We start from the raw sequence: 19408 nt of genomic DNA on the forward strand, positions 1-19408 counted from the left end.
CGGCTGCCATTTCCCTCTCAATCAACGTGCACGAGCTGGATTACCCACCACCGTCGCCCCCGCCGCTACATCCCGCGTCACCACACTACCTGCCCCTATAACTGCGTCATCGCCGATGGTTACGCCCGGCAGGATGATTGCGCCCCCACCGATCCATACGTTCTCGCCGATCACCACCGGACGACCGAATTCCAGGCCGCTACGCCGTCCCTCGGCATCACGTGGATGGTCCGCCGAATAAATCTGCACGGCCGGGCCGATTTGGGTGCCGCTGCCAATGCGCACCTCGACCACGTCGAGAATCACGCAGTTGAAATTGAAAAACACATCGTCGCCCAGGTGGATGTTGTAGCCGTAGTCGCAGTGAAACGGCGGCCGGATCACTGCTCCCTCGCCGACGTTCCCGAGTAGCTCCTTGAGCAAGGCGCGGCGTAATGCCGGTGGTTCGCCGAGCGCTGCGTTGTAGCGCACCATCCACGCCTTCGCTGCAGCCTGGTCGGCTTGCAGCTCTGCGTCGCCAGGCCGATAGAGTTCGCCGGCAAGCATCTTCTGTTTCTCGGTCATCGACATGTAAGGCTCCAGTGGGACAAAAACGCACCCGATCTTGGACAGGCCGGATGCGCGATCACTCATGCAACGCTATTCGCCCTGGATCTTGCTCAACAGGCTGCGCGCCAGCTGCACGGCTTCGTTGCGATGGGTGATGTTGAGCTTCTGATAAAGGCTGCGGATGTGCGTTTTGATCGTCGTTGGGGCGACGTTCAGGTGCTCGGCGATCTGCTCGTTGGACTGCCCGGCGTGGATCAGGCTAAGCACCTGCCATTCACGCCTCGTCAGCGGCGAATGGCGGATCAGCTCGGGCACGTCCGGGCGATTGATGATGTCCTGTATCACCGCCTCGTCCAGGGTGATACGAATCGCCCGGCTGAAGTCGCGCTGCTGTTGGGCCAGCTGGATAAGCCGGTCGGCACGCTGGGCTTCGAGCTCATCGAGGCGACGTTCGTGCTGAAGGGCCTTGAGCATCGAGATGAGTAGCTTGCCGATGCGCAGGAAGCTGCCGATGGCACCGGTGCTGCTGGCCAGGGTCAATGCCAGCTGCAGGTTATCCAGCGCCTGCTGACGCTCTTCGCGCAACCAATGAAGCTGAGCGAGCAGGATGTGATTGCGGTTCAGATCCATCACCAGACCGTGCTGCTCGGCATCGATCTGCAACTGCCTAAGGATAGGCAGCGCCTTTTCGGTCTGTTTTAGCGAAAGGTAGGCACGCGCGTGGTTACGAGCGTTGTACTGAGCGAAATGATTGAGGCCGCGTTCGAGCGCTGGGGCGGTAAGCAACCACTGCTGGATCGCCGTCTTGTCCTGGGTCGAGTCCCAGTAGCTGAGCATTACCGCATGAGCATTGGCGAGCCAGTCGACGTGGTAATTATCGTCGGCCAGCATGCTCTGCATCTTGCCGATGTAATCCGCGCAGGCGCTCTGCTGGCCGCGGGCGTGAGCGATTCCGGCGAGCAGTGCATAGCATTGCAGCAGCCAGCGGTCGCCCACATCCTCCAGAATCTGAATACCCTGCAAGGCGCACTGCTCGGCCGCATCGAGGTGATGCCACTCAAGCAACACCTGCCCGCGCACCCGATAGATGAACTCCATGATCGGCGTTGCCTGCAACTCGGCCTGCTCGACGTATTGAATCGCCCGTTCCTGCAGCGAATAGGCTTTTTGCAGATAGCCCTGGGCGATGGCAATTTCCGAAAGCTGCCCAAGATTCCACACCACCAGATGCGAGGCGCGGATCTCCCGTGCGCGGCGCTCGGCCTCTTCATACTGCTTTTGCGCTTGGGGCAGCAGCCCTTGAACGAAGTGCGCCTCGGCCAGCCCGGACAGAGCCGCCACCTTGGAGGTTCGCATGATCAACGGCTCACGCTCCAAGGCTTCATGAGCCAAAGCGATGGCCTGCTGCTCGTCTCCCCGGTTCATCGCCACCTGAGCACGCACGGCATTGAATTCGCCGACGATGCGCGCCCAGTCCTCTTCCGAGCAGCTCTGTTGCAGCGCCTGCTCGCCGGCTTTGAACCAGCGCTCGACCTGGTCGAACTGGTATGAGTTCTGCGATACCCAGGCCTGCAGCAAGGTCATCAGTGGCGAACTGGCAATCACGGTTTCCGGGAGGGTCTCCAGGCATTGCTGCAGCAAGCCGAGGCGGCCTTGACGATAGAACTGGCGGCCGTGTCGCTCCAGCACTTCGCCGACCCGGGTTGGGCAGCCCGCCAGCACGGCATGCCGCGCAGCCTCTTCCGGCAGGCTTTCGGCCATCAGCGCTTCGGCAGCCCGCAGATGCAAGTCATAGAGCCGCTGCGGCTGGTGGGTGCGCAATTCTCCCTGCAAAAAAGTGGCGAACAACGGGTGGTAGGCGTACCACTGACGCAAGCTGTCGAGCGATTGCAGGAACAGCCCGCGCCGCTCAAGTTGCTCGATCATGTCGCGGGCGTTGCTGCCCAGGGTAAGGCGATCGGCAAGCGCGGCATTGAAACGATCCAGCAGGCAGGTGGCCTGGAGGAAGTCCAGGGTGGCGCTGCCAAGACTGGCAATCACCTGTTCACGCATGTAATCGCGGATATAGGGGTGGCCGAGCTGCAGGTTCTCCAGAAACACGTCCATGCCGCGGCCGGTCTGCACCTCCTGCAACACGAGCTGCAAGGCGCAGGGCCAGCCACCGATACGCCGGTTGAGGCGCTCGACCTGCTCGCGATTGATCGCGATGGGCAGGCCCAGGTCGAGCAATGCCTGCACTTCATCGGTCTCGAATGCCAGATGCTGAGCGTCGATGGTGAGGAGCTGGTGCTTGACCCGCAGATCGGCAACTCCCAGCTCCGGAAGCCCGCGACTGCAGACCAGCAGTGTCATCCAGGACGGCATGTTGCGAAGGAAGAAACGCAGTGCGGCAATCACCTCGGCGTCATGCAGGGCCTCGAATTCGTCCAGCACCAGCAGCAACGGCTCGTGCTCGCCGGGCAGCTCGGCCAGCAGATGGGTAAGCAGCGTTTCGAAGGCCTCTCTGCCCTGCCCCGCCAGCAACAGGCTACGCGGGCAGCCGTGTTCCAGCTGAGCATCGAGCACGTGCAGCAGATAGCGACCGAGCTGGAGCGGATCGTTGTCGCCCGGATGCAGTTGAAGCCAGGCAACTCGGCCATCGAAGGCCCGCGCCCATTGGCAGGCCAGTGTGGTCTTGCCGAAACCGCTGGGGCCATGCAGCACGGCCAGGCGGACCTCACCCAGGCGCTGGAACCACTCGTCAAGACGTGGCCTTGCCAGCACGCCGCGAGGCAACGAAGGCATGTTCAGTTTGGCCGGTATCAGCGGCAGAGGTGCAGGTATAGCGGCATTCATGGTCGTCTCCCGTGAATCATTCCCTGTTCGGGTGTCATGACGCATCGTGCTGTCCTGGGCAGATGCGCTCGCGCTAGCCTTTAACCCCACCCGCGGTCAGCCCGCCGACGATCCACTTCTGGCAATACAGGAACACTGCGGTGATCGGCAGTCCTGAGAGGACCGCTGCCGCCGCGAAATCACCCCAAAGGTAGTTCTGGTCGTAGAGGTATTGCTGAGCACCCACCGAGAGCGTGAGCTTGTCCACGTCCATCAACAGCACCGAGGCAATCGGGTATTCGGTAATGCTGGTGATGAAAGCGAGGATGAACACTACCGCCAGAATCGGCACGCTCATCGGCAACAGGATGTGCACGAAGGCCTGCCAGGTGGTCGCGCCGTCGACGATGGCCGCCTCTTCCAGCGAGCCATCGATGCTTTCGAAGTAGCCCTTGATGGTCCAGATATGCAGCGCCATGCCGCCCAGCGAGGCAATGATCACTGCCCCATGGGTGTTCACCCCGAGCCAGCTGACATGCTTGCCGAGCTGATCGAACAAGGCGTAGATGGCCACCAGCGTCAGCACTGGCGGGAACATCTGGAAGATCAACATGCCCTTGAGGATCGGCCCCTTGCCACCGAAACGGAGGCGGGCAAAGGCATAAGCGCTGGTTGTAGAGAGCATCAGGATCAGCACCGAGCTGATCAGTGCGATCTTCATCGAATTCCACAACCACGTAAGAACCGGGAACGGAGGGTTACTGACCTCGCCATTCTCATGGACGTATGGAATGCCCAACGCCAGCGACCAATGCTCCAGCGTCGGGTTGTCCGGCAGCAGGCTGCCAGTGGCGAAGTTGCCCTCGCGGAAGGAAATCGACACCACCATCAGCAGTGGAAACACGATCAGCGCGACAAAGGCGAGCAGCGCCGCGTGTGTCATCCAGATGCGGTATTTGACGGATTTTGGTTGAACCATGGCCATGTGCGTAATCCTCAGACCTTGACCTTGGAAAGTTTCAGGTTCAGCCAAGCCATGGCACCGACGACGATAAAGATCAGCGTGGCGATGGCGGCAGCCAGGGCGAAGTTCTGCCCCGAATCCTGGAAGGCGATGCGGTAGGTGTAACTGACCAACAGGTCGGTCGTGCCGGCCGGCGTCGTAGTGCCGAGAATGTCCGGCCCGCCGCGCGTCAGCAGCGTGATCAGCACGAAATTGTTGAAGTTGAAGGCGAAGCTTGCGATCAGCAGCGGCGCGAGCGGCTTGATCAGCAGCGGCAGCGTAATCTTCATGAGATTGTCCAGCGGCGTCGCGCCGTCCATTGCCGAAGCTTCATAAAGGTCGCGGGGAATCGCCTGAAGCAGCCCCATGCAGAGCAGCAGCATGTAGGGATAACCGAGCCAGGTATTGACCATCAGAATCATGCTGCGCGCCAGGGTCGGGTCACTGAACCAGTCCGGCCGCACCCCGAAGATGCTGTCGAGCATCAGGTTGATCTCGCCGAAACTCTGGTTGAACAGCCCCTTGAACACCAGGATCGAGATGAACGCAGGAACCGCGTACGGCAAAATCAGCATCAGCCGGTAGAACGCTTTGCCACGGACCATTTCCCACTGCAACAGACTGGCCAGCACCAGGCCGACGGCGAGGGTGAAGACCACCGTAAGCGCGGCGAAGCAGACCGTCCAGACGAATATCTGCAGGAACGGCCCACGAATCTTCGGATCAGTCAGCACCTTGGAAAAATTGCTCCAGCCGGCGTAGACCGTGTACCCCGGCGCGACTTTCTGTCCTTCGACATCGACGTAGAAGCCGATCTCATCGTTGGCAGTCAGGCGCTCGCCCGTCTGGTTGTTGACCAGCGAGCCGTCGTCGCGCAAGCGGTACAGCGGCTCCACGGCGGCTACTTCGCGCAGACCATATAGGCGCAGCAGCTGACCTTCGTGGCCGCGCATCACCCATTGTTCCAACTGGCTGCGTAGACCAATGACGTCGCGTAGCGGCAAGGCGTCGCCGAGGTCGTCGACCTCGGCTTCACGGCTCATGCCGAGGGGCTCGCCTTCAACCGGTTCGCCCTCCAGCGGAGCCGACACCCAAACGCCCTGCTCGCCCCGATCGACGCGCAGACGCATTTCATCTTCACCATTGTGGTGCAGGCTGAAACGGTAGCGGTCACCCGCCAGATAAGTCTGGTTGAGGTGGTAACGCTGGGCCTGCTCAAAGCTGAGCAGGTTGGTGCCACTGTAATTGGTGAAGCCGATGCCCACGGTATAGATCAGCGGGAATATGACGAACACCAGCATCCCGGCAATCGCCGGAAAGATGTAGCGGTGGGCGTAGGCGCGGCGATTGATGAAGACGAAACTGGCGATCCCCGCGACCACCAGTCCAAGCAGGGCAAACACGGTTTGCCCCTGGGCGTAGAGGGCGACGATCAGATATAGGGCGAAGGCATTGCACAGCAACCAAAGCCCCCATCGCATTGCAGCCGGCAACTTGGGCATGGACAGTTTCGGCACGGCACGGCCGGGCATCTCGGCGGGAACATTCACGGCGGACATCGGAATCTGAGCCTCGGGGCGCGCAGCCGAAGACACAGGTGTCCCCGGCTGCGGCTGCGGGTTGTCGTTACTTGACGATGCGTTTGGCGGCGTCATCCAGGGCGGCATCCACGGGTTGACGACCAGAGGTGATGTTCGTCAGGGCAGGCTCCATGGCCGACCAGAACACGCCCATCTGCGGGATGTTCGGCATCGGGCGGCCCTGCTGGGCGCTTTCGAAGGTGGCCTTGATCATCGGGTCTTCCGAAAGCTCGGCCATGTATTCCTTGTTAACCACGGCGCCCAGCGGCACGTCGGCGTTCACCGCCTTCAGCCCCTCGACCTTGAGAAGGTAGTTTTCCAGGAACTCGACCGCCAGCGCCTGGTTCGGGCTGGCTGCGTTGAGGGTTGCAGCCATCACGCCGGAGAACGGCTTGGACGGGCTGTCGCCAACTGCCGGAATCGGCGCTACGCCAAAGTCGATACCGCTCTTCTTGATGTTCGACCAGGCCCAGGGGCCGCTGATGAACATCGCAGACTCGCCCTTGTTGAATGCCGCTTCGGCCGCGCTGTAATCAGCGCCCTTGGGCATCACGCCTTCGTCGATCAAACGCTTGAGCATCGCTGCTCCCTGCTTGGCGCCGTCATTGTTGACGCCGGTCTTGCTGACGTCGAAACCCGAGCCTGTATCCTCGAACGCATAGCCGCCATTGGCAGCCAGCAACGCCCAGGTGAAGTAGGTGTTGTTGTAGTCCCAGAGGATCGCGCGCTTGCCATTGGCGGCGAGGTCCTTATGCATGGCCAGGACTTCATCGAAGGTTTTTGGAGGGGTCGACACCAGCGCCTTGTTGTAGATCAGCGCGGGTGCCTCAACTGCCATGGGATAGCCCCATAGCTTGCCGTTGTAGCTGACAGCGTCCCAGGCGAAGTCGGCAACCTCGCCTTTGGTCTCGGCGCTCGGAGTAACGGCGGTGATCAGGCCGCTTTGAGCCCATTCACCGAGGCGGTCGTGAGCCCAGATGAAGATGTCAGGGCCGTTGCCGGTAGCGGCAGCCTGCTGGAACTTGTCAGTAGCGGCGTCGGGATGAGCCACTTCGACCGGGATGCCTGTTTCTTCAGTGAACTTCTTGCCCACCTCGGCCAATCCCTTGTGGCCTTTGTCGCCATTTATCCAGACGACCAACTTGCCTTCTTCGATGGCGGCCTGGACGGACAGCGGCAAGCTCAGGGTTGCGGACAGACCGATCGCGGCCGCTGCAAACAGCTTTTTATTCATTTAGGTATTTCCTCGTGGCTTCTTATTTTTTATCCACAACGTTCTGCTTGCCGCCTGGCGGTCTCGCAGTGCATCCATACTCGCCCTGCCGATGGGCTAAGACATCCTCCTCCGGGGGAGGATGAGGGGCGTAGAAGCAGGGCGTAGTTTTGTCTTCGCGCTGTGTTTGCAAAGGCTTTGAATCGCCCATCTCAGCCTGCACGACGTGAAGAAAACAAGCTTGAATATAGCCATCTTCCCGCCAAGCCGGAGCCGGACATGCGCTCTCTGACGCCCCTTAGTCCATCTATCCTAGCCCTTTGTTTCGGTGTGCTCGCACCTGTTGTACAAGCCGAACCGCAAGTCTCTATCCGACTCAATGGTCAGCAGCTGCAACCGAGCTGGGAAACCCTGGCAGACGATCGCTTCGCGGCGGAGTTTGAACTGCCGGAAGGCATACTGCAGTTGGGCGACGACAGAGCAGACGGACAACCGCTCAAGCCGTTCCAACGACAGGAGCTCAACTCCGCCAGCCGCTTCGATTACCAGGTGACGAGACCGGGCCGCTACCGCCTGCTGATCCAGACCGGAGACGACGCCAATCTGCGACTGCTGCCGGTCCGCCAGGAGAGCAAAGCGGTCGAACAGGCGTGCCGTCCATGGAACGGCGAGGCCGTACAGGTGCCGGTCGCCGATGTGTTCGATAACGGCCAGCGCCTGCGTGATGCCTACAGTGGCAACACGGCAACTGTGCAGAACGGCATGATCGAGCTGACTCCAGCCCCGGAGAGCGATGGTTTGCTGTTGATCGAAGTGGCAGACGCGCCTTCGCATCAGCCGCGCGATTGGCGCAACGCGACCGTCTACTTTGCCCTTACCGATCGCTTTGCCAATGGCGACCCGAGCAACGACCGCAGCTATGGGCGAGAGCCTGACGGCGCGCAGGAGATCGGCACCTTTCACGGCGGCGACCTCAAGGGCCTGACGAGCAAGCTCGACTACCTGTCGGAGTTGGGTGTGGACGCGCTCTGGATCAGCGCGCCCTACGAACAGATTCACGGCTGGGTCGGTGGCGGCGACAAAGGCGACTTCCGCCATTACGCCTACCACGGCTATTACGCGCTGGACTACACCCAGCTGGACGCCAACATGGGCAGCGAGGCCGACCTGCGCGAACTCATCGCCGGTGCCCATGCGCGCGGTATTCGCGTGCTCTTCGATGTGGTACTCAACCACCCCGGCTACTCAACCCTCGCCGATATGCAAAACCTTGGATTCGGCACCCTGCGCGAGGGCATGGCCCAATACCTGCCCAAGCGCTGGACGACATGGCGGCCGGAGCCCTATGAAAACCTGCACTCCTACCACAACCTCATCGACTACGATCACCCGTCCTGGTCGCGTTGGTGGGGCAAGGAATGGGTGCGCGCAGGCATAGCCGATTACCCTGCCCCGCCAAGCGTACTGGTGGATCCGGTAAAAGGTTCGCTGGCGTTCTTACCGGACTTTCGCACCGAGTCAGAGAGCCCGGTCGGCCTTCCGGAGTTTCTTAGCCGCAAGCAACCGACCCGTGCTGTCGAGCGCGACGGCTATCGGGTGCGCGACTACCTCAATGAATGGCTGACCAACTGGGTGCGCGAGTTCGGCGTCGACGGGTTTCGGGCCGACACGGTCATGCACGTCGAACCAGCGGCCTGGGCACAGCTGCGCCAGAAGGCGGACGAGGCCCGCAAGGCATGGTCTGCAGCCAACCCGGACGATCCGATGGCTGGCGAGCCGTTCTGGATGGTGGGCGAAGTTTTCGGCCACGGCCCGGAAACCAGTGACTACCAGGCCAACGGCTTCGATGCGTTGATCAATTTTGCCTTCCAGGCGGAGGTCGCCGGCTCGGCCAGTGACTGCCTGCGTCGCGCCAATAACAGTTACGGGCAATACGCCAAGATGCTGGCGGCGACGCCCGGACACAACTTCATGAGCTACGCCTCATCCCACGACACTTCGCTGTTCAGCGCGCAGCACAACGGCGATCTGATGCGACAGCACGGCCTCGCCAGTGCACTCCTGCTGAGCCCCGGCGCGGTGCAGATCTACTACGGCGACGAAAGCGCGCGTCCCTTCGGCCCTACAGGCTCCGATCCCTATCAAGGCACCCGCTCGGATATGAACTGGGACGATCACGCCAAGCCGGAGGTAGCTGCGCTGATCCGGCACTGGCAGCGCATCGGGCAGTTCCGCGCACGGCATCCCGCTGTCGGAGCAGGCAGTCATCGTCAACTGGCCGAATCGCCTTACGTGTTCGCTCGCCAGCACGGCGACGACAAGATCATCGTGGTACAGGCTCGCTGAGCCATGTCGCTGGAGCAGACCATGACACCCGAACAAAACCGTCACGCTGCGCAGCTGGCTTTCGTCGCCAGCGGTGCAGAACTGAACATCGGCACACCTGAAGAGTGCCCGCTGCCGGTGGACCAGCTCGTCGCTACCCGAGGTGATGAGCCCTACGTGCGCGAGCGCTTCAGCGCGGGGCTCACTGCGCATGTCTATCGCATTCACGCACAGGGGCAGGACTGGACGCTCAAGCTCGCCCGCGAAAAATGCAAGGTGCAGAACGTCGACGGGCAGACGAGCTTTCTCAATGAGATCCAGCGCCGTGCCGACCTGCGCCACCTCAAGCACGATCCGCTGCTCACTGATCGATTGAGCGCAATCGTCGACACCCGCTACGCCAGCTTTCGCCATGGCGTGCTGCTCTCGCCGTGGATTGAGGGCGTGGCCATCCAGGCGTGGGACGAACGCCAGCTTCTGCAGCTGTTCGATACCCTGGTTGCGCTCTTGCTGGGGGGCCTTTTCGAGTGGGACCTCTGCACCGGTAACACGCTAGATGACGGTCAGGTGCGGCTGTTCGACTTCGGCTATATGTACCGTTTCGATCCGTTGCGCGCGTTCAATAGCAACGGTACCGCGATGCCACAGTTTCACGCCGCTGAACGCTTTGAAACTCGCCAATATTTTGCTCATCTGCTGAGACTGGAGCAGGACGGCGAACGCCTTGCGCTCGATGCCTTCACCCTGGAAAAGCGCATCGCCGTCGAGGCTTATCAGGGCTTGCGCGCAGAACTTGCAAGCCGCGGCGCCGCGCCTGTGGTGCTCGACTGGCTGGACGGAATCATTGCCACCTGGAAGCGCGCTCTGGTCAACGATGTTTCGGAGTTGTACCTCCAGGAAGCCTGGCGGTCCCACTGGCTGGATCTGCATGACGACCTCAGCGGCCAGACCTGCACGCCGTCGACCCTGGCGCGTATCGGCTGGCTGGAGCGCACGGCGCGCGAGCGCTACGCCGATGTACAGAGGCTCGTCGTGGTGGAGAGCAAGAACAGGCTGTTTGACCAGCTGAGGGAGGCTCGCCAGCTTGCCCAGCGCTGGCAAGTGGCTTGATACCGTCCGAGTCAACTAGCGGCAACAGAAGCCGGGCCCGAACGGACCCGGCAATACAGACTTAGGGGTTAGAACCGGCCGGTGGTGCTCGCACCCACGGCGCTGGTGACGCGGTTGTTGGCGCCCGATTGCCAGGTTTTCACCTGCGTCGGGTTGGCCTCGCTGCGCACGATGCACTTCCACTCAACGGCCTGACCGGCCGGCAGGCTTATCGTGCCTTTCCAGGTGGGGTAGCTGCTGACGTCCGTCAGCCGCACCGCACCCGCAGGGCTCCAGCTGCCGAGCTGGGTCAGGTTGCCGACGGCATAAACGCTGTCGCCCGGCTGAGTCACGCCGTTGTCACAGCGGAAATTGACACTGGCCAGACTCCCACCGCCACCGCCACCGCCACCGTCCGAGCTTCCGGTAGTCCAGATCTTCAGTTGGCCATTGTCCTCGTTCAACGCCTGACTGAAGCTGCCGCTACTGACCTGACCAGGGTTGTTGAGGTTTGAACCCAAGGCGATCACCAGCGTTTGCGCTGTACCACGTACCGTGGCCACCAGGCCTGAATAGCCGCTATGAAACTCGATCGCCGAATCGGCCCGCACACCTGCCGCACGGCGGATCTTGATCAGCTGACGAATCAGCGGTGCCTGACCCCAATCGTACATGTGTGACCAGTACACCACCGGCGTCCCAGGGCTCGAGAGAATGTAGGCATAGGCCTGACGCACCAGACCGTCCCGTAGCGCCCAGTGATGCTGTCCTCCATTCTGACCGGGTGAATAGCCCGTATCGTGGTTGTCGACGAAGGTCACCGCCACTTCACGCCAGCGAGGATCGGGGTTGCCGTTGAGACCGTTCTTCCAGTCGGCGATGGAGCCATTTTGCATACGCTCCTTGAGCGCGAAGTCGAAGACCGGGCACTTCGCGCGATCGGACCAGTCCTTGATTATCTGCTGCCAGCTGGCCGTGTTGCGCCAGTCCCAGCTCGGGTACTCACCAGGCGCTTTCCACAATTCGCCCACGCAGAACGAATTGTCGTGCGCCGCGCTCATCCAGGAGTTGACTCGCTCAGGGGCATAACCTCGGACGAAGTCGAAACGAAATCCTCCGGCGCCGTAATTGCTGCGCAGGTTTGCGAACTCATCGCGGAACATCCCGTACACCTGTGGGTTGGCGGTGTTGAGGTCAGCATCGCCACCCACAAAACGGTCGCCATCGTCGCAGTCATTGGCATAGTTACCCGGATCGGAGCAATCGTTGCGCCAGAAGCCTTGGCCCGCGGGCAGGTTGATTTCCTTGTTCGGATAGCCCCTGTTCATGTGATTGGGGACTGCGTCGTAGAGCACTTTCACCTGCGCACTATTGAGCGCGCCGGCCGCCTGCTTGAGTTGAGCGTCGCTGCCGTAGCGGCCATTCTTGTTGAAGTCATGCCAGAAGTAACCTTCGCCACCGCCGGAGTTGGCGCCATCGCTCCAGCTGGAGAAATCGCGCCAGGGCACTGGCATCCAGATTGCGCTGAATCCATCAGCAGCAATGGTCGGTGCCATCTCGCGCAGGGTGTTGTACCAGTTGTTGGGAGACTCCCGGACCACGTTCCAGTGAAACCCCTGGAGGATGATCTCGTCGCCGCCGTGGTAACGAACCCCAGCCGGGCTCTTTCCAGTGAGATCGGCCGCATGGGCGCCGCTGAGCGTCAGCAGCAGGGAAGACACCGCCAAGGCCAGGCGGGCAGGAAGCAAGGGATGTTTCATCGAAGTAGCTCCACTTTTGTAGTTGTTGTGAGCACCCGACAATGGTCATCGGTTCCCCGGACGACCGGGCGCAGACGGCGTTGAGAATTCCACCGTCCTGGCCAGACTGCCGGGCATTCCCGGCCCGCAATACCTCCCCGGCGGGTTTTTACCGGGATTAGTGGCCAGGCGTAGTGCGCCAGGCATTGCTTGCCGACCTCCCTCCTCCCTCGCTACGCCCTGGCGCTCCGCCTCGAAAAAAAGTTGCCGGGAGGATGTCGCGATCTGCGGCGATCCGCAGGCTTTCGTTCGCCGCCAGCCGGAACCCGTCTCGATCGGGGCGATGCTGGCGCCGCCGCTGGCAGTACTTGAACGGCCCGCATCCGGCCGAGCACAGACCAACAAAAAGAACAAAGGACTTTCGCGATGAACCGGCAACAATCCATGCGTCTTCTGCAACCCACCCTGCTCTGCGCTGCCATCCTGGCGGCCATGCCCTCGCATGCGGTGGATTTTCATGGCTACATGCGCTCAGGGGTCGGCGCAACCGCCGGCGGTGGAGACCAAGCCTGTTTCCAGGCTGCAGGCGCGCCGGCCAAATACCGGCTCGGCAACGAGTGTGAAACCTATGCCGAGATCGGCTTGGGCCAGGAAGTGTGGAAGGAAGGCGAGCAGAGCTTTTACGTCGACAGCATGATCGCCTACAACTCTCGCCAGGCGAACGACTGGGAAGCGACCCGCACCGACACCAATGGCGGCGCCAACAATCCGTTCGACGAAAGTGGCGACGTCGCGATCCGTCAGTTCAACGTGGTCGGCCACAACCTGATAGCAAGTCTGCCGGGGGCTGACATCTGGGCGGGCAAGCGCTACTACAAGCGCCATGACGTACACATCAACGATTACTACTATTGGGACGTATCCGGCCCGGGAGCGGGGATCGAAGACATCGACCTGGGCTTCGGCAAGGGAAGTATTGCCTGGATCCGTAACACCGATGGCGATTGGACCTACCAGGGCTCCGGTACTGGCACCAACATCGCCAACGACACGCTGGACATTCGCGTTGGGGAAATTGACGTGAACCCTGACGGCAAGCTCGAGGTTGGCTACGACTACGGCAAGGCCAATCTCACCGACGAGCAGGAACGCGACCCTGGCTACCTGGATCAGAAAGGCCACATGGTTACCCTCGAACATACCCAGGGCAACTGGTTTGGCGGCTACAACAAGCTCGCGCTGCAATACGCGACTGACGGCATCATTGGCAGCAGCGGTCGTAACAGCACCGGAAACAGCGACGGCGACATGATCCGTGTGGTCAACCAGGGTGTGGTCGGCCTGACCGACAACATCGAAATGATGTACGTCCAGATCTACGAGAACAAAGATTTCGACAACGATTCCGGCCAGCGCTGGCTCTCCTTTGGTGTTCGCCCTGTCTACAAGTGGAACGACACCATGAGCACTGCTCTGGAATTCGGCTATGACCATGTCGACCCACAGGCCGACGGCGAGCGAAGCCGCGATCTGAAGAAACTCACCCTCGCCCAGCAGTGGTCAGCCGGCCGCAGCTTCTGGGCACGCCCACAAATCCGTGTTTTCGCCACCTACGCCCAGTGGGACGGCGGACGTTATCAGGCAGCCAGCGAATCGATCGACGCTGGTGATGACGATGGACTGACCTTCGGCGTTCAGGCGGAGGCCTGGTGGTAAGCGCCAGAGGGTAATTGCCTGAGTGTCGGCGGCAAGGGCGTGCGGTCTCTCCTCCCGTATCGCCCTCCCCTGGCGAGTCTCATATTTCCGCTCCCACCGTCTTGGCGGTGTTTTTACCCCGACCGTGGCTGGCCGGGGTCTTTTTTGATTGGAGTAGCTCCAATGAACAACCCGAAATTCTCCCTGCTTGGCCTCGCCATGCTGATGGTTGCCGGCTGCGGCAGCGAACCTTTACGCCGTGTGGATGCACTGGCGCAGACCCCGGCCCCACTGGAAATGCCGATAGGCACCGCACGTCAGGCGCTGGCGCAAGCACCGATCTGTTGCGATGCAATGAAGAACTTTCCCTTTCAGCCTATTGCAGCAAATTTTTCAGCTGACGTGACGCTGGACGCGTCGGCCCCGGCCTATCGCTTCGACAGTGGTAAGAGCTTCTTCCGCGCCTTCGAACTGCCACGCGAGAGCAAATCCTTCGAGGTCCGCCTGTACAGCCAGGCAGGCGAGACGGTGCTGGCCCCAAGCGTCATGCTGCTCGACAGTCAACTGCGCATGACTCGCCTGCTGAATGCCGATGATTTCGCTTATGTGCCCGCCGAAGGCCTTAAGGGCGACAGCCTCGATGCACGCCTGCGTGTCGACCGCTTATATCTGGATAACCCGGGCAACGAACGCTACCTGGTGCTGTTCACCACCGACTCCGACAGCGCTGGCCAGACTGTTCTCCAGCACCCGGCCAAGGCCTACGCCAAAGCGCTGGGCAACGAGCCGCCCAGCATCCCCGACCCGATCGCCCGGCATTCACCGGTGGGTGTGATCAAGATGGTGCTGATCGAAGACAAGGCCGCTGGGCAGCAGGCCAACACTTACGTGCCCGCCTACAGTACTGGCCGTGAGATGGGTAACGAACTGCCATCGACACCCACTCCCGCTGTCCTGCCGGAGACCCAGGCGTACTACCGCCAAGGGATTGATGCAGCGCTGGCAAGCAAGGACCTGGAGCGCGCGCTGCGCCTGGCCGACGAAGCCGCGAGGGTCGGCGATGCCAGCGCCAAGGCCTATCTACTGGAGCGGATCGAGATCAAATAGCAGCCGGGGCGGCCAGCGCTTAGCGCCGGTCGCCCCGAAGCAGGCTGACCTGTGCCTGAAGCTGTTGACGGTTTGCCTCGCTGGCAGCGATAGGCGCGCTGGCGATCAAGTCCACCTGCGACCAGATCCGCCGAAAGAAGCCTTTATTTGGATCGCGGCTGAAAAAGCTGCCCCACAGCCCCCGCAGGGCCATCGGCACCACGGGCACCGGATTGGCATCGAGAATACGTTCTACCCCGGCCTTGAACTCGTTGATTTCGCCATCGGCAGTGAGCTTGCCTTCGGGAAAGATACAAACCACCTCACCTTTATCGAGATAGCGGCTGACGCGCTCGAACGCCTCTGTATAGATCGCCTCGTCTTCATGACGCGCAGCAATCGGTACCGCGCCTGCGGTACGGAAAATGAAATTGAGCACCGGGATCTGGAAGATTTTGTAGTACATGACGAAGCGCACCGGCCGGCGCACCGCACCGGCGATCAGCAGTGCATCGACGAAGGACACATGGTTGCAGACCAGTACTGCCGGGCCTTCGTCCGGGATGGCGTCCAGCCCTTGCTGGCGCACCCGGTACATGGAATGGCCAAGCAGCCAGACCAGAAAGCGCATGCTGAACTCCGGCACGATGCTGAAGATATAGGCGCTCACCGCCACGTTCATCAGCGAGACCACGAGGAACAGCTGCGGAATCGACAGCCCGGCGACACTCAATAGCACGATGGCGACTATCGCCGAGGCAACCATCAGCAACGCGTTGAGAATATTGTTCGCCGCGACGACGCGAGCCCGCTCGTGTTCGGCGGTACGCGACTGGATCAGCGCATACAGCGGCACTATATAGAAGCCGCCGAACACGCCAATTCCCAGTACCGAAGCCAGAATCCACCAGGCCTGGCCAAAACCGAGCAGCGCCAGCCAGTCATGGGGCACCGCGCCCTGCGGGAACCCGCCTGAGTGCCACCACAACAGCAGACCGAACAACGTCAGACCCATGGCGCCGAACGGGACAAGCCCGATTTCCACCTTGTGACCGGACAGGCGTTCGCAGAGCAGCGAACCGAGGGCGATCCCCACCGAGAATACCGTCAGAATCAGCGTGACGACGGTTTCATCGCCATGCAGCAGATCCTTCGAATAGGCCGGGATCTGGGTCAGGTAGGTCGCGCCGAGAAACCAGAACCAGGAGTTACCGATCAGCGAGCGCGACACCGACAGGCGTTGGCCAAGTCCCATGCGAAGGATCGCACCAGTCTGGCGAAACAGGTTCCAATCCATCTGCAGCGTCGGAAACGACGCACCCGTGGCGGGCACCGCCCGGCTGGCGAAGTAACCGGCGATTGCCACCAGCACTACGCTGCCGGCGATAAGCTGAGCGTAGCCCGCGCTGGCCATCATCACACCTGCCGTGATGGTCCCAGCCAAGATCGCCAGAAAGGTGCCCATTTCCACCAACGCGTTGCCGCCCACCAGCTCGTGATCTTCGAGCAGTTTGGGCAATACCGAATATTTCACCGGACCGAACAAGGCGGACTGGGTGCCCATGCAGAACAGTATGGCGAGCAGCAACGGCAGATTGCCCAGCAACATGCCGGCCGCCCCTGCAAGCATGATGAATATTTCACCAGCCTTGATCGCGCGGATGAGGCGCTCCTTGGGGTACTTCTCGCCAAGCTGACCACCCAGCGCGGAAAACAGGAAGAACGGCAGGATAAACAGCAGCGCACACAGGTTGATCAGCACACTGCTGTCCGCGTTGGAACCGATCTTGTAGAGGATCGCGAGAATCAGCGCCTGCTTGAACAGATTGTCGTTAAAGGCACCTGATAGCTGGGTCAGGAAGAACGGCAAAAAGCGCCGTTTGCCAAACAGGGTGAACTGGGAATGAGGCTTGGTCATCGCTCCGCTTCCATGGAAAAGACGTTGGTTATTTGAGCCTGAACGGTACGCGGAGGGCACATGGCTGTTGCCGCCGTGCAAGGGGCTGCGAGGTCTGTCACAGCGGCAACTGCCCGAACGCCCAGCGCAACAGAAAGAAGAACAGCAGCCCGCCGGCAATGGTCGCCAGCAGGTTTCGCGTGACGGCCGCGATCAGGATCGACAGCACACCGGCCAGCAGGTAGGCGTTGCGCCAATCCAGCGCCCATTCGCCGGTAGGCATCAGCATTCCTGGCACCACGATAGCGGTCAGCACTGCGACGGGCACGTAATGCAGCCCCTGCTCAACCAGGCGTGGAAAGCGCAGATTGGGCCAAGCGAAAAAGCTGTATCGCGTCAGGAAGGTGATGGCGAGCATGCCCAGAATCAGCAGCCAGATTTGCATCAGCAGGCCTCCCCTTGCAGCTGACGCTCGGCCCGACGCTCGAGCCAGACACCAACGACGATACCGGCCAGCGCTGCGGCGATCAGGCCGAGTTTGTAAGGCAGCTCCCAGGTCAGCAGTGCGACGACCGCGGCCACCAGTGCTGATGCCACCTGAGGCCGAGTGCGCATCATGGGAACGGCGATGCCGATGAAGGTGGCAATCATGGCGAAATCCAGTCCCCAGCTGGCGACATTGGGTACGGCCTGTCCGAACGCGATGCCTGCCAGGGTCGCTAGCTGCCAACTGAGATACATGGTCAGACCTGCGCCCAGGAAGTACCAATGTTTGAGCGCGGAAGTGTCGTCCCGCGCATAGCGGTGCTGAATGACGGCGAAGGCTTCGTCGGTCAGCCAGAAGGCCAGCGGCACACGCCAGCGGCTCGGCAGGTGCCGCACGAAGGGCTGCATCGAGGCGCTGTATAGTGCGTGGCGTAGGTTGACCACGAAGGTGGTGAGCAATACCACCGCCGCACCCACGCCTCCGGCGATCAGTGTGATAGCGATGAACTGCGCGGAGCCGGCGAACACGAAGGCCGACATGCCCATTGCCTGCCAGCCGGACAGCCCCGCGCCAATGGCCAGGGTGCCGAAGATGATGCCGAAAGGTACGGCGCCGACAATAAGCGGCAGGATATCGCGGCAACCATGCAGGAACTCTTGCGAGCGGGACATCGGGGCTCCTTAGCTGTGCACCGCACCAAAACGAGCTACGCACCGCCATCGAGGCCGGAGCGTATGGGAAGATGAAGTCGAACAGATGACCACGGGACGAATCGCCCGTGAGGCCATAGACATTACCCTAATGCGGGGGTCGAGGGCGACGGCACCATGGTCGACCGTCCATTTGGCAGGCTGCCCGTCACGACTCGCCCACGGGGGGTTCTGGACACTGCGCGCCGATAGGCCGATTAACCCGCAGCCCTCGCTTCGAGCGCAGACTTTACGTCCGGCCACTCGCGGTCGGTGATGCTATACATCACCGTATCGTCGAGGCGGCCGTCAGCGAGCCGCCGGTGATTGCGCAACAGCCCTTCACGATGGGCGCCAAGTTTTTCGATGGCGCGCTGCGAGCGCAGATTGCTGGCAGCAGTCTTCAATTGCAGGCGCACCAGCTGCCATTCCTCGAATGCATACCTGAGCAGCAGGAACTTGATCGAAGTATTCAGGCCACTGCCATGCTCGGCGCTGTCGAGCCAGGTCCAGCCCAACTCGGCAGCGGGCAGCAGCGGGTTGAAGTCGGCAAATCGCGTAGTGCCGACGATGCGCTCGCCCATGCGTAGGGTGAAGACCACAGCCCGGCTGTCGCGTTGCTCGGCCAGTGCGAGGCGATACCAGTCCGGGCGCAGCGGGCCGCTGAGATAGATGAGTTCATCCCGATTGCGCTCGGCAAGCTCCACCAGCGAAGGGATGTCTGCTTCCCTAAGCGGGTCCAGGCGCAGAGCACCCCTCTGCAACGTGACCGGGTGCGGCGTGAACATCAGACTCTCTCCAGCGATTGGATGGGGCGCAGTTGTGATCGCAACGCCAGCAGGAAGTGCCCGGCGATCTATCGCCTGAAGGTCCATCGGCACCGATCAGCTGCCCATGAGCGCCGATCATGCCGGAACCGCTCATGGTGAGCTTTGCCCTACCGGGCAGATGGTCTAGCTCAACCCTTTCATTGGTTACAGGCGCGACCACTCACCTCATGCGACCATGGTCGCAGCCGCGACACGCCGCCCCCTTTTGCTGCGAAACTTTGCAGATTCTTCTATCAATAAGTGGCAGCGTCCGGTTATCGAAAACGACCGAGATTGAGCAGCGCACCATGCGCAGATCCGAGCGTGAATGGCCTGAGTGCTTCGGCAGCCGCCGGCCCGCCTCATGAGTGTGGTCGGATCACCTTGGAATGACGCTGGCCTCGCTTTGCACGGCCCTGACTGCTCCTCGGAA

General features: G+C 61.4%; 14 protein-coding genes. 4 read left to right on the forward strand and 10 right to left on the reverse strand.

The genetic code is table 11. From position 1 onward, the window contains the following. Nucleotides 1–21 precede the first annotated feature (21 nt). The 5 genes from EA797_RS10075 to malE all read right to left on the reverse strand — a co-directional run bounded on the left by EA797_RS10075 (nt 22) and on the right by malE (nt 7180). Nucleotides 22–570 (reverse strand): sugar O-acetyltransferase, encoded by a 549-nt coding sequence (locus EA797_RS10075; RefSeq protein ID WP_122165070.1) that lies wholly within the window; start codon nt 568–570, stop codon nt 22–24. 69 nt (nt 571–639) lie between these two features. After that, nucleotides 640–3384 (reverse strand): HTH-type transcriptional regulator MalT, encoded by a 2745-nt coding sequence (malT, locus tag EA797_RS10080; RefSeq protein ID WP_122165071.1) that lies wholly within the window; start codon nt 3382–3384, stop codon nt 640–642. 73 nt (nt 3385–3457) lie between these two features. Further along, nucleotides 3458–4348, reverse strand: a complete 891-nt coding sequence (gene malG / locus EA797_RS10085; RefSeq protein WP_122165072.1) for a maltose ABC transporter permease MalG — start codon at nt 4346–4348, stop codon at nt 3458–3460. An 11-nt stretch (nt 4349–4359) separates the two neighbouring features. Beyond that, nucleotides 4360–5925 (reverse strand): maltose ABC transporter permease MalF, encoded by a 1566-nt coding sequence (malF, locus tag EA797_RS10090; protein WP_122165073.1) that lies wholly within the window; start codon nt 5923–5925, stop codon nt 4360–4362. Between the two features lie 67 nt (nt 5926–5992). Further along, complete coding sequence (gene malE / locus EA797_RS10095) at nt 5993–7180, reverse strand: maltose/maltodextrin ABC transporter substrate-binding protein MalE (RefSeq protein WP_122165074.1); 1188 nt, start codon at nt 7178–7180, stop codon at nt 5993–5995. Nucleotides 7181–7438: 258 nt separating this feature from the next. Between malE and EA797_RS10100 the strand changes: the two genes are divergently transcribed. Next, nucleotides 7439–9505 carry an alpha-amylase gene (locus tag EA797_RS10100; protein WP_122165075.1) on the forward strand — a complete coding sequence of 689 codons (2067 nt, stop codon included), beginning with the start codon at nt 7439–7441 and terminating at the stop codon, nt 9503–9505. Nucleotides 9506–9526: 21 nt separating this feature from the next. Continuing rightward, the gene (locus EA797_RS10105; RefSeq protein WP_122166227.1) at nt 9527–10594 is read left to right on the forward strand and encodes a protein kinase family protein; all 1068 of its coding nucleotides are present in this window, start codon (nt 9527–9529) and stop codon (nt 10592–10594) included. Between the two features lie 68 nt (nt 10595–10662). Here EA797_RS10105 and EA797_RS10110 read toward each other — a convergent pair whose 3' ends face one another. Beyond that, nucleotides 10663–12333, reverse strand: a complete 1671-nt coding sequence (locus EA797_RS10110) for a glucan 1,4-alpha-maltotetraohydrolase domain-containing protein (RefSeq protein WP_122165076.1) — start codon at nt 12331–12333, stop codon at nt 10663–10665. 423 nt (nt 12334–12756) lie between these two features. Between EA797_RS10110 and EA797_RS10115 the strand changes: the two genes are divergently transcribed. Then, a complete protein-coding gene (locus EA797_RS10115; RefSeq protein WP_415846353.1) occupies nt 12757–14028 on the forward strand; it encodes a maltoporin in 1272 nt (423 codons plus the stop codon). Between the two features lie 162 nt (nt 14029–14190). Continuing rightward, complete coding sequence (locus EA797_RS10120; RefSeq protein WP_122165078.1) at nt 14191–15114, forward strand: MalM family protein; 924 nt, start codon at nt 14191–14193, stop codon at nt 15112–15114. A gap of 19 nt (nt 15115–15133) precedes the next feature. Here EA797_RS10120 and EA797_RS10125 read toward each other — a convergent pair whose 3' ends face one another. The 4 genes from EA797_RS10125 to EA797_RS10140 all read right to left on the reverse strand — a co-directional run bounded on the left by EA797_RS10125 (nt 15134) and on the right by EA797_RS10140 (nt 18954). Beyond that, nucleotides 15134–17011, reverse strand: coding sequence for an MFS transporter (locus tag EA797_RS10125; RefSeq protein WP_122165079.1), 1878 nt, complete (start codon nt 17009–17011; stop codon nt 15134–15136). A 97-nt stretch (nt 17012–17108) separates the two neighbouring features. Beyond that, on the reverse strand, nt 17109–17435 hold the full coding sequence (locus tag EA797_RS10130) for an AzlD domain-containing protein (protein ID WP_122165080.1): 327 nt from the start codon (nt 17433–17435) through the stop codon (nt 17109–17111). Further along, the gene (locus EA797_RS10135) at nt 17435–18148 is read right to left on the reverse strand and encodes an AzlC family ABC transporter permease (RefSeq protein ID WP_122165081.1); all 714 of its coding nucleotides are present in this window, start codon (nt 18146–18148) and stop codon (nt 17435–17437) included. The genes EA797_RS10130 and EA797_RS10135 overlap by 1 nt, the downstream gene beginning before the upstream one ends. A 236-nt stretch (nt 18149–18384) precedes the next feature. Further along, on the reverse strand, nt 18385–18954 hold the full coding sequence (locus tag EA797_RS10140; RefSeq protein WP_122165082.1) for a GNAT family N-acetyltransferase: 570 nt from the start codon (nt 18952–18954) through the stop codon (nt 18385–18387). Nucleotides 18955–19408: the final 454 nt, after the last annotated feature.

The sequence above is a fragment of the Stutzerimonas zhaodongensis genome, from assembly GCF_003696365.1.
Classification (GTDB): Bacteria; Pseudomonadota; Gammaproteobacteria; order Pseudomonadales; family Pseudomonadaceae; genus Stutzerimonas; species Stutzerimonas zhaodongensis.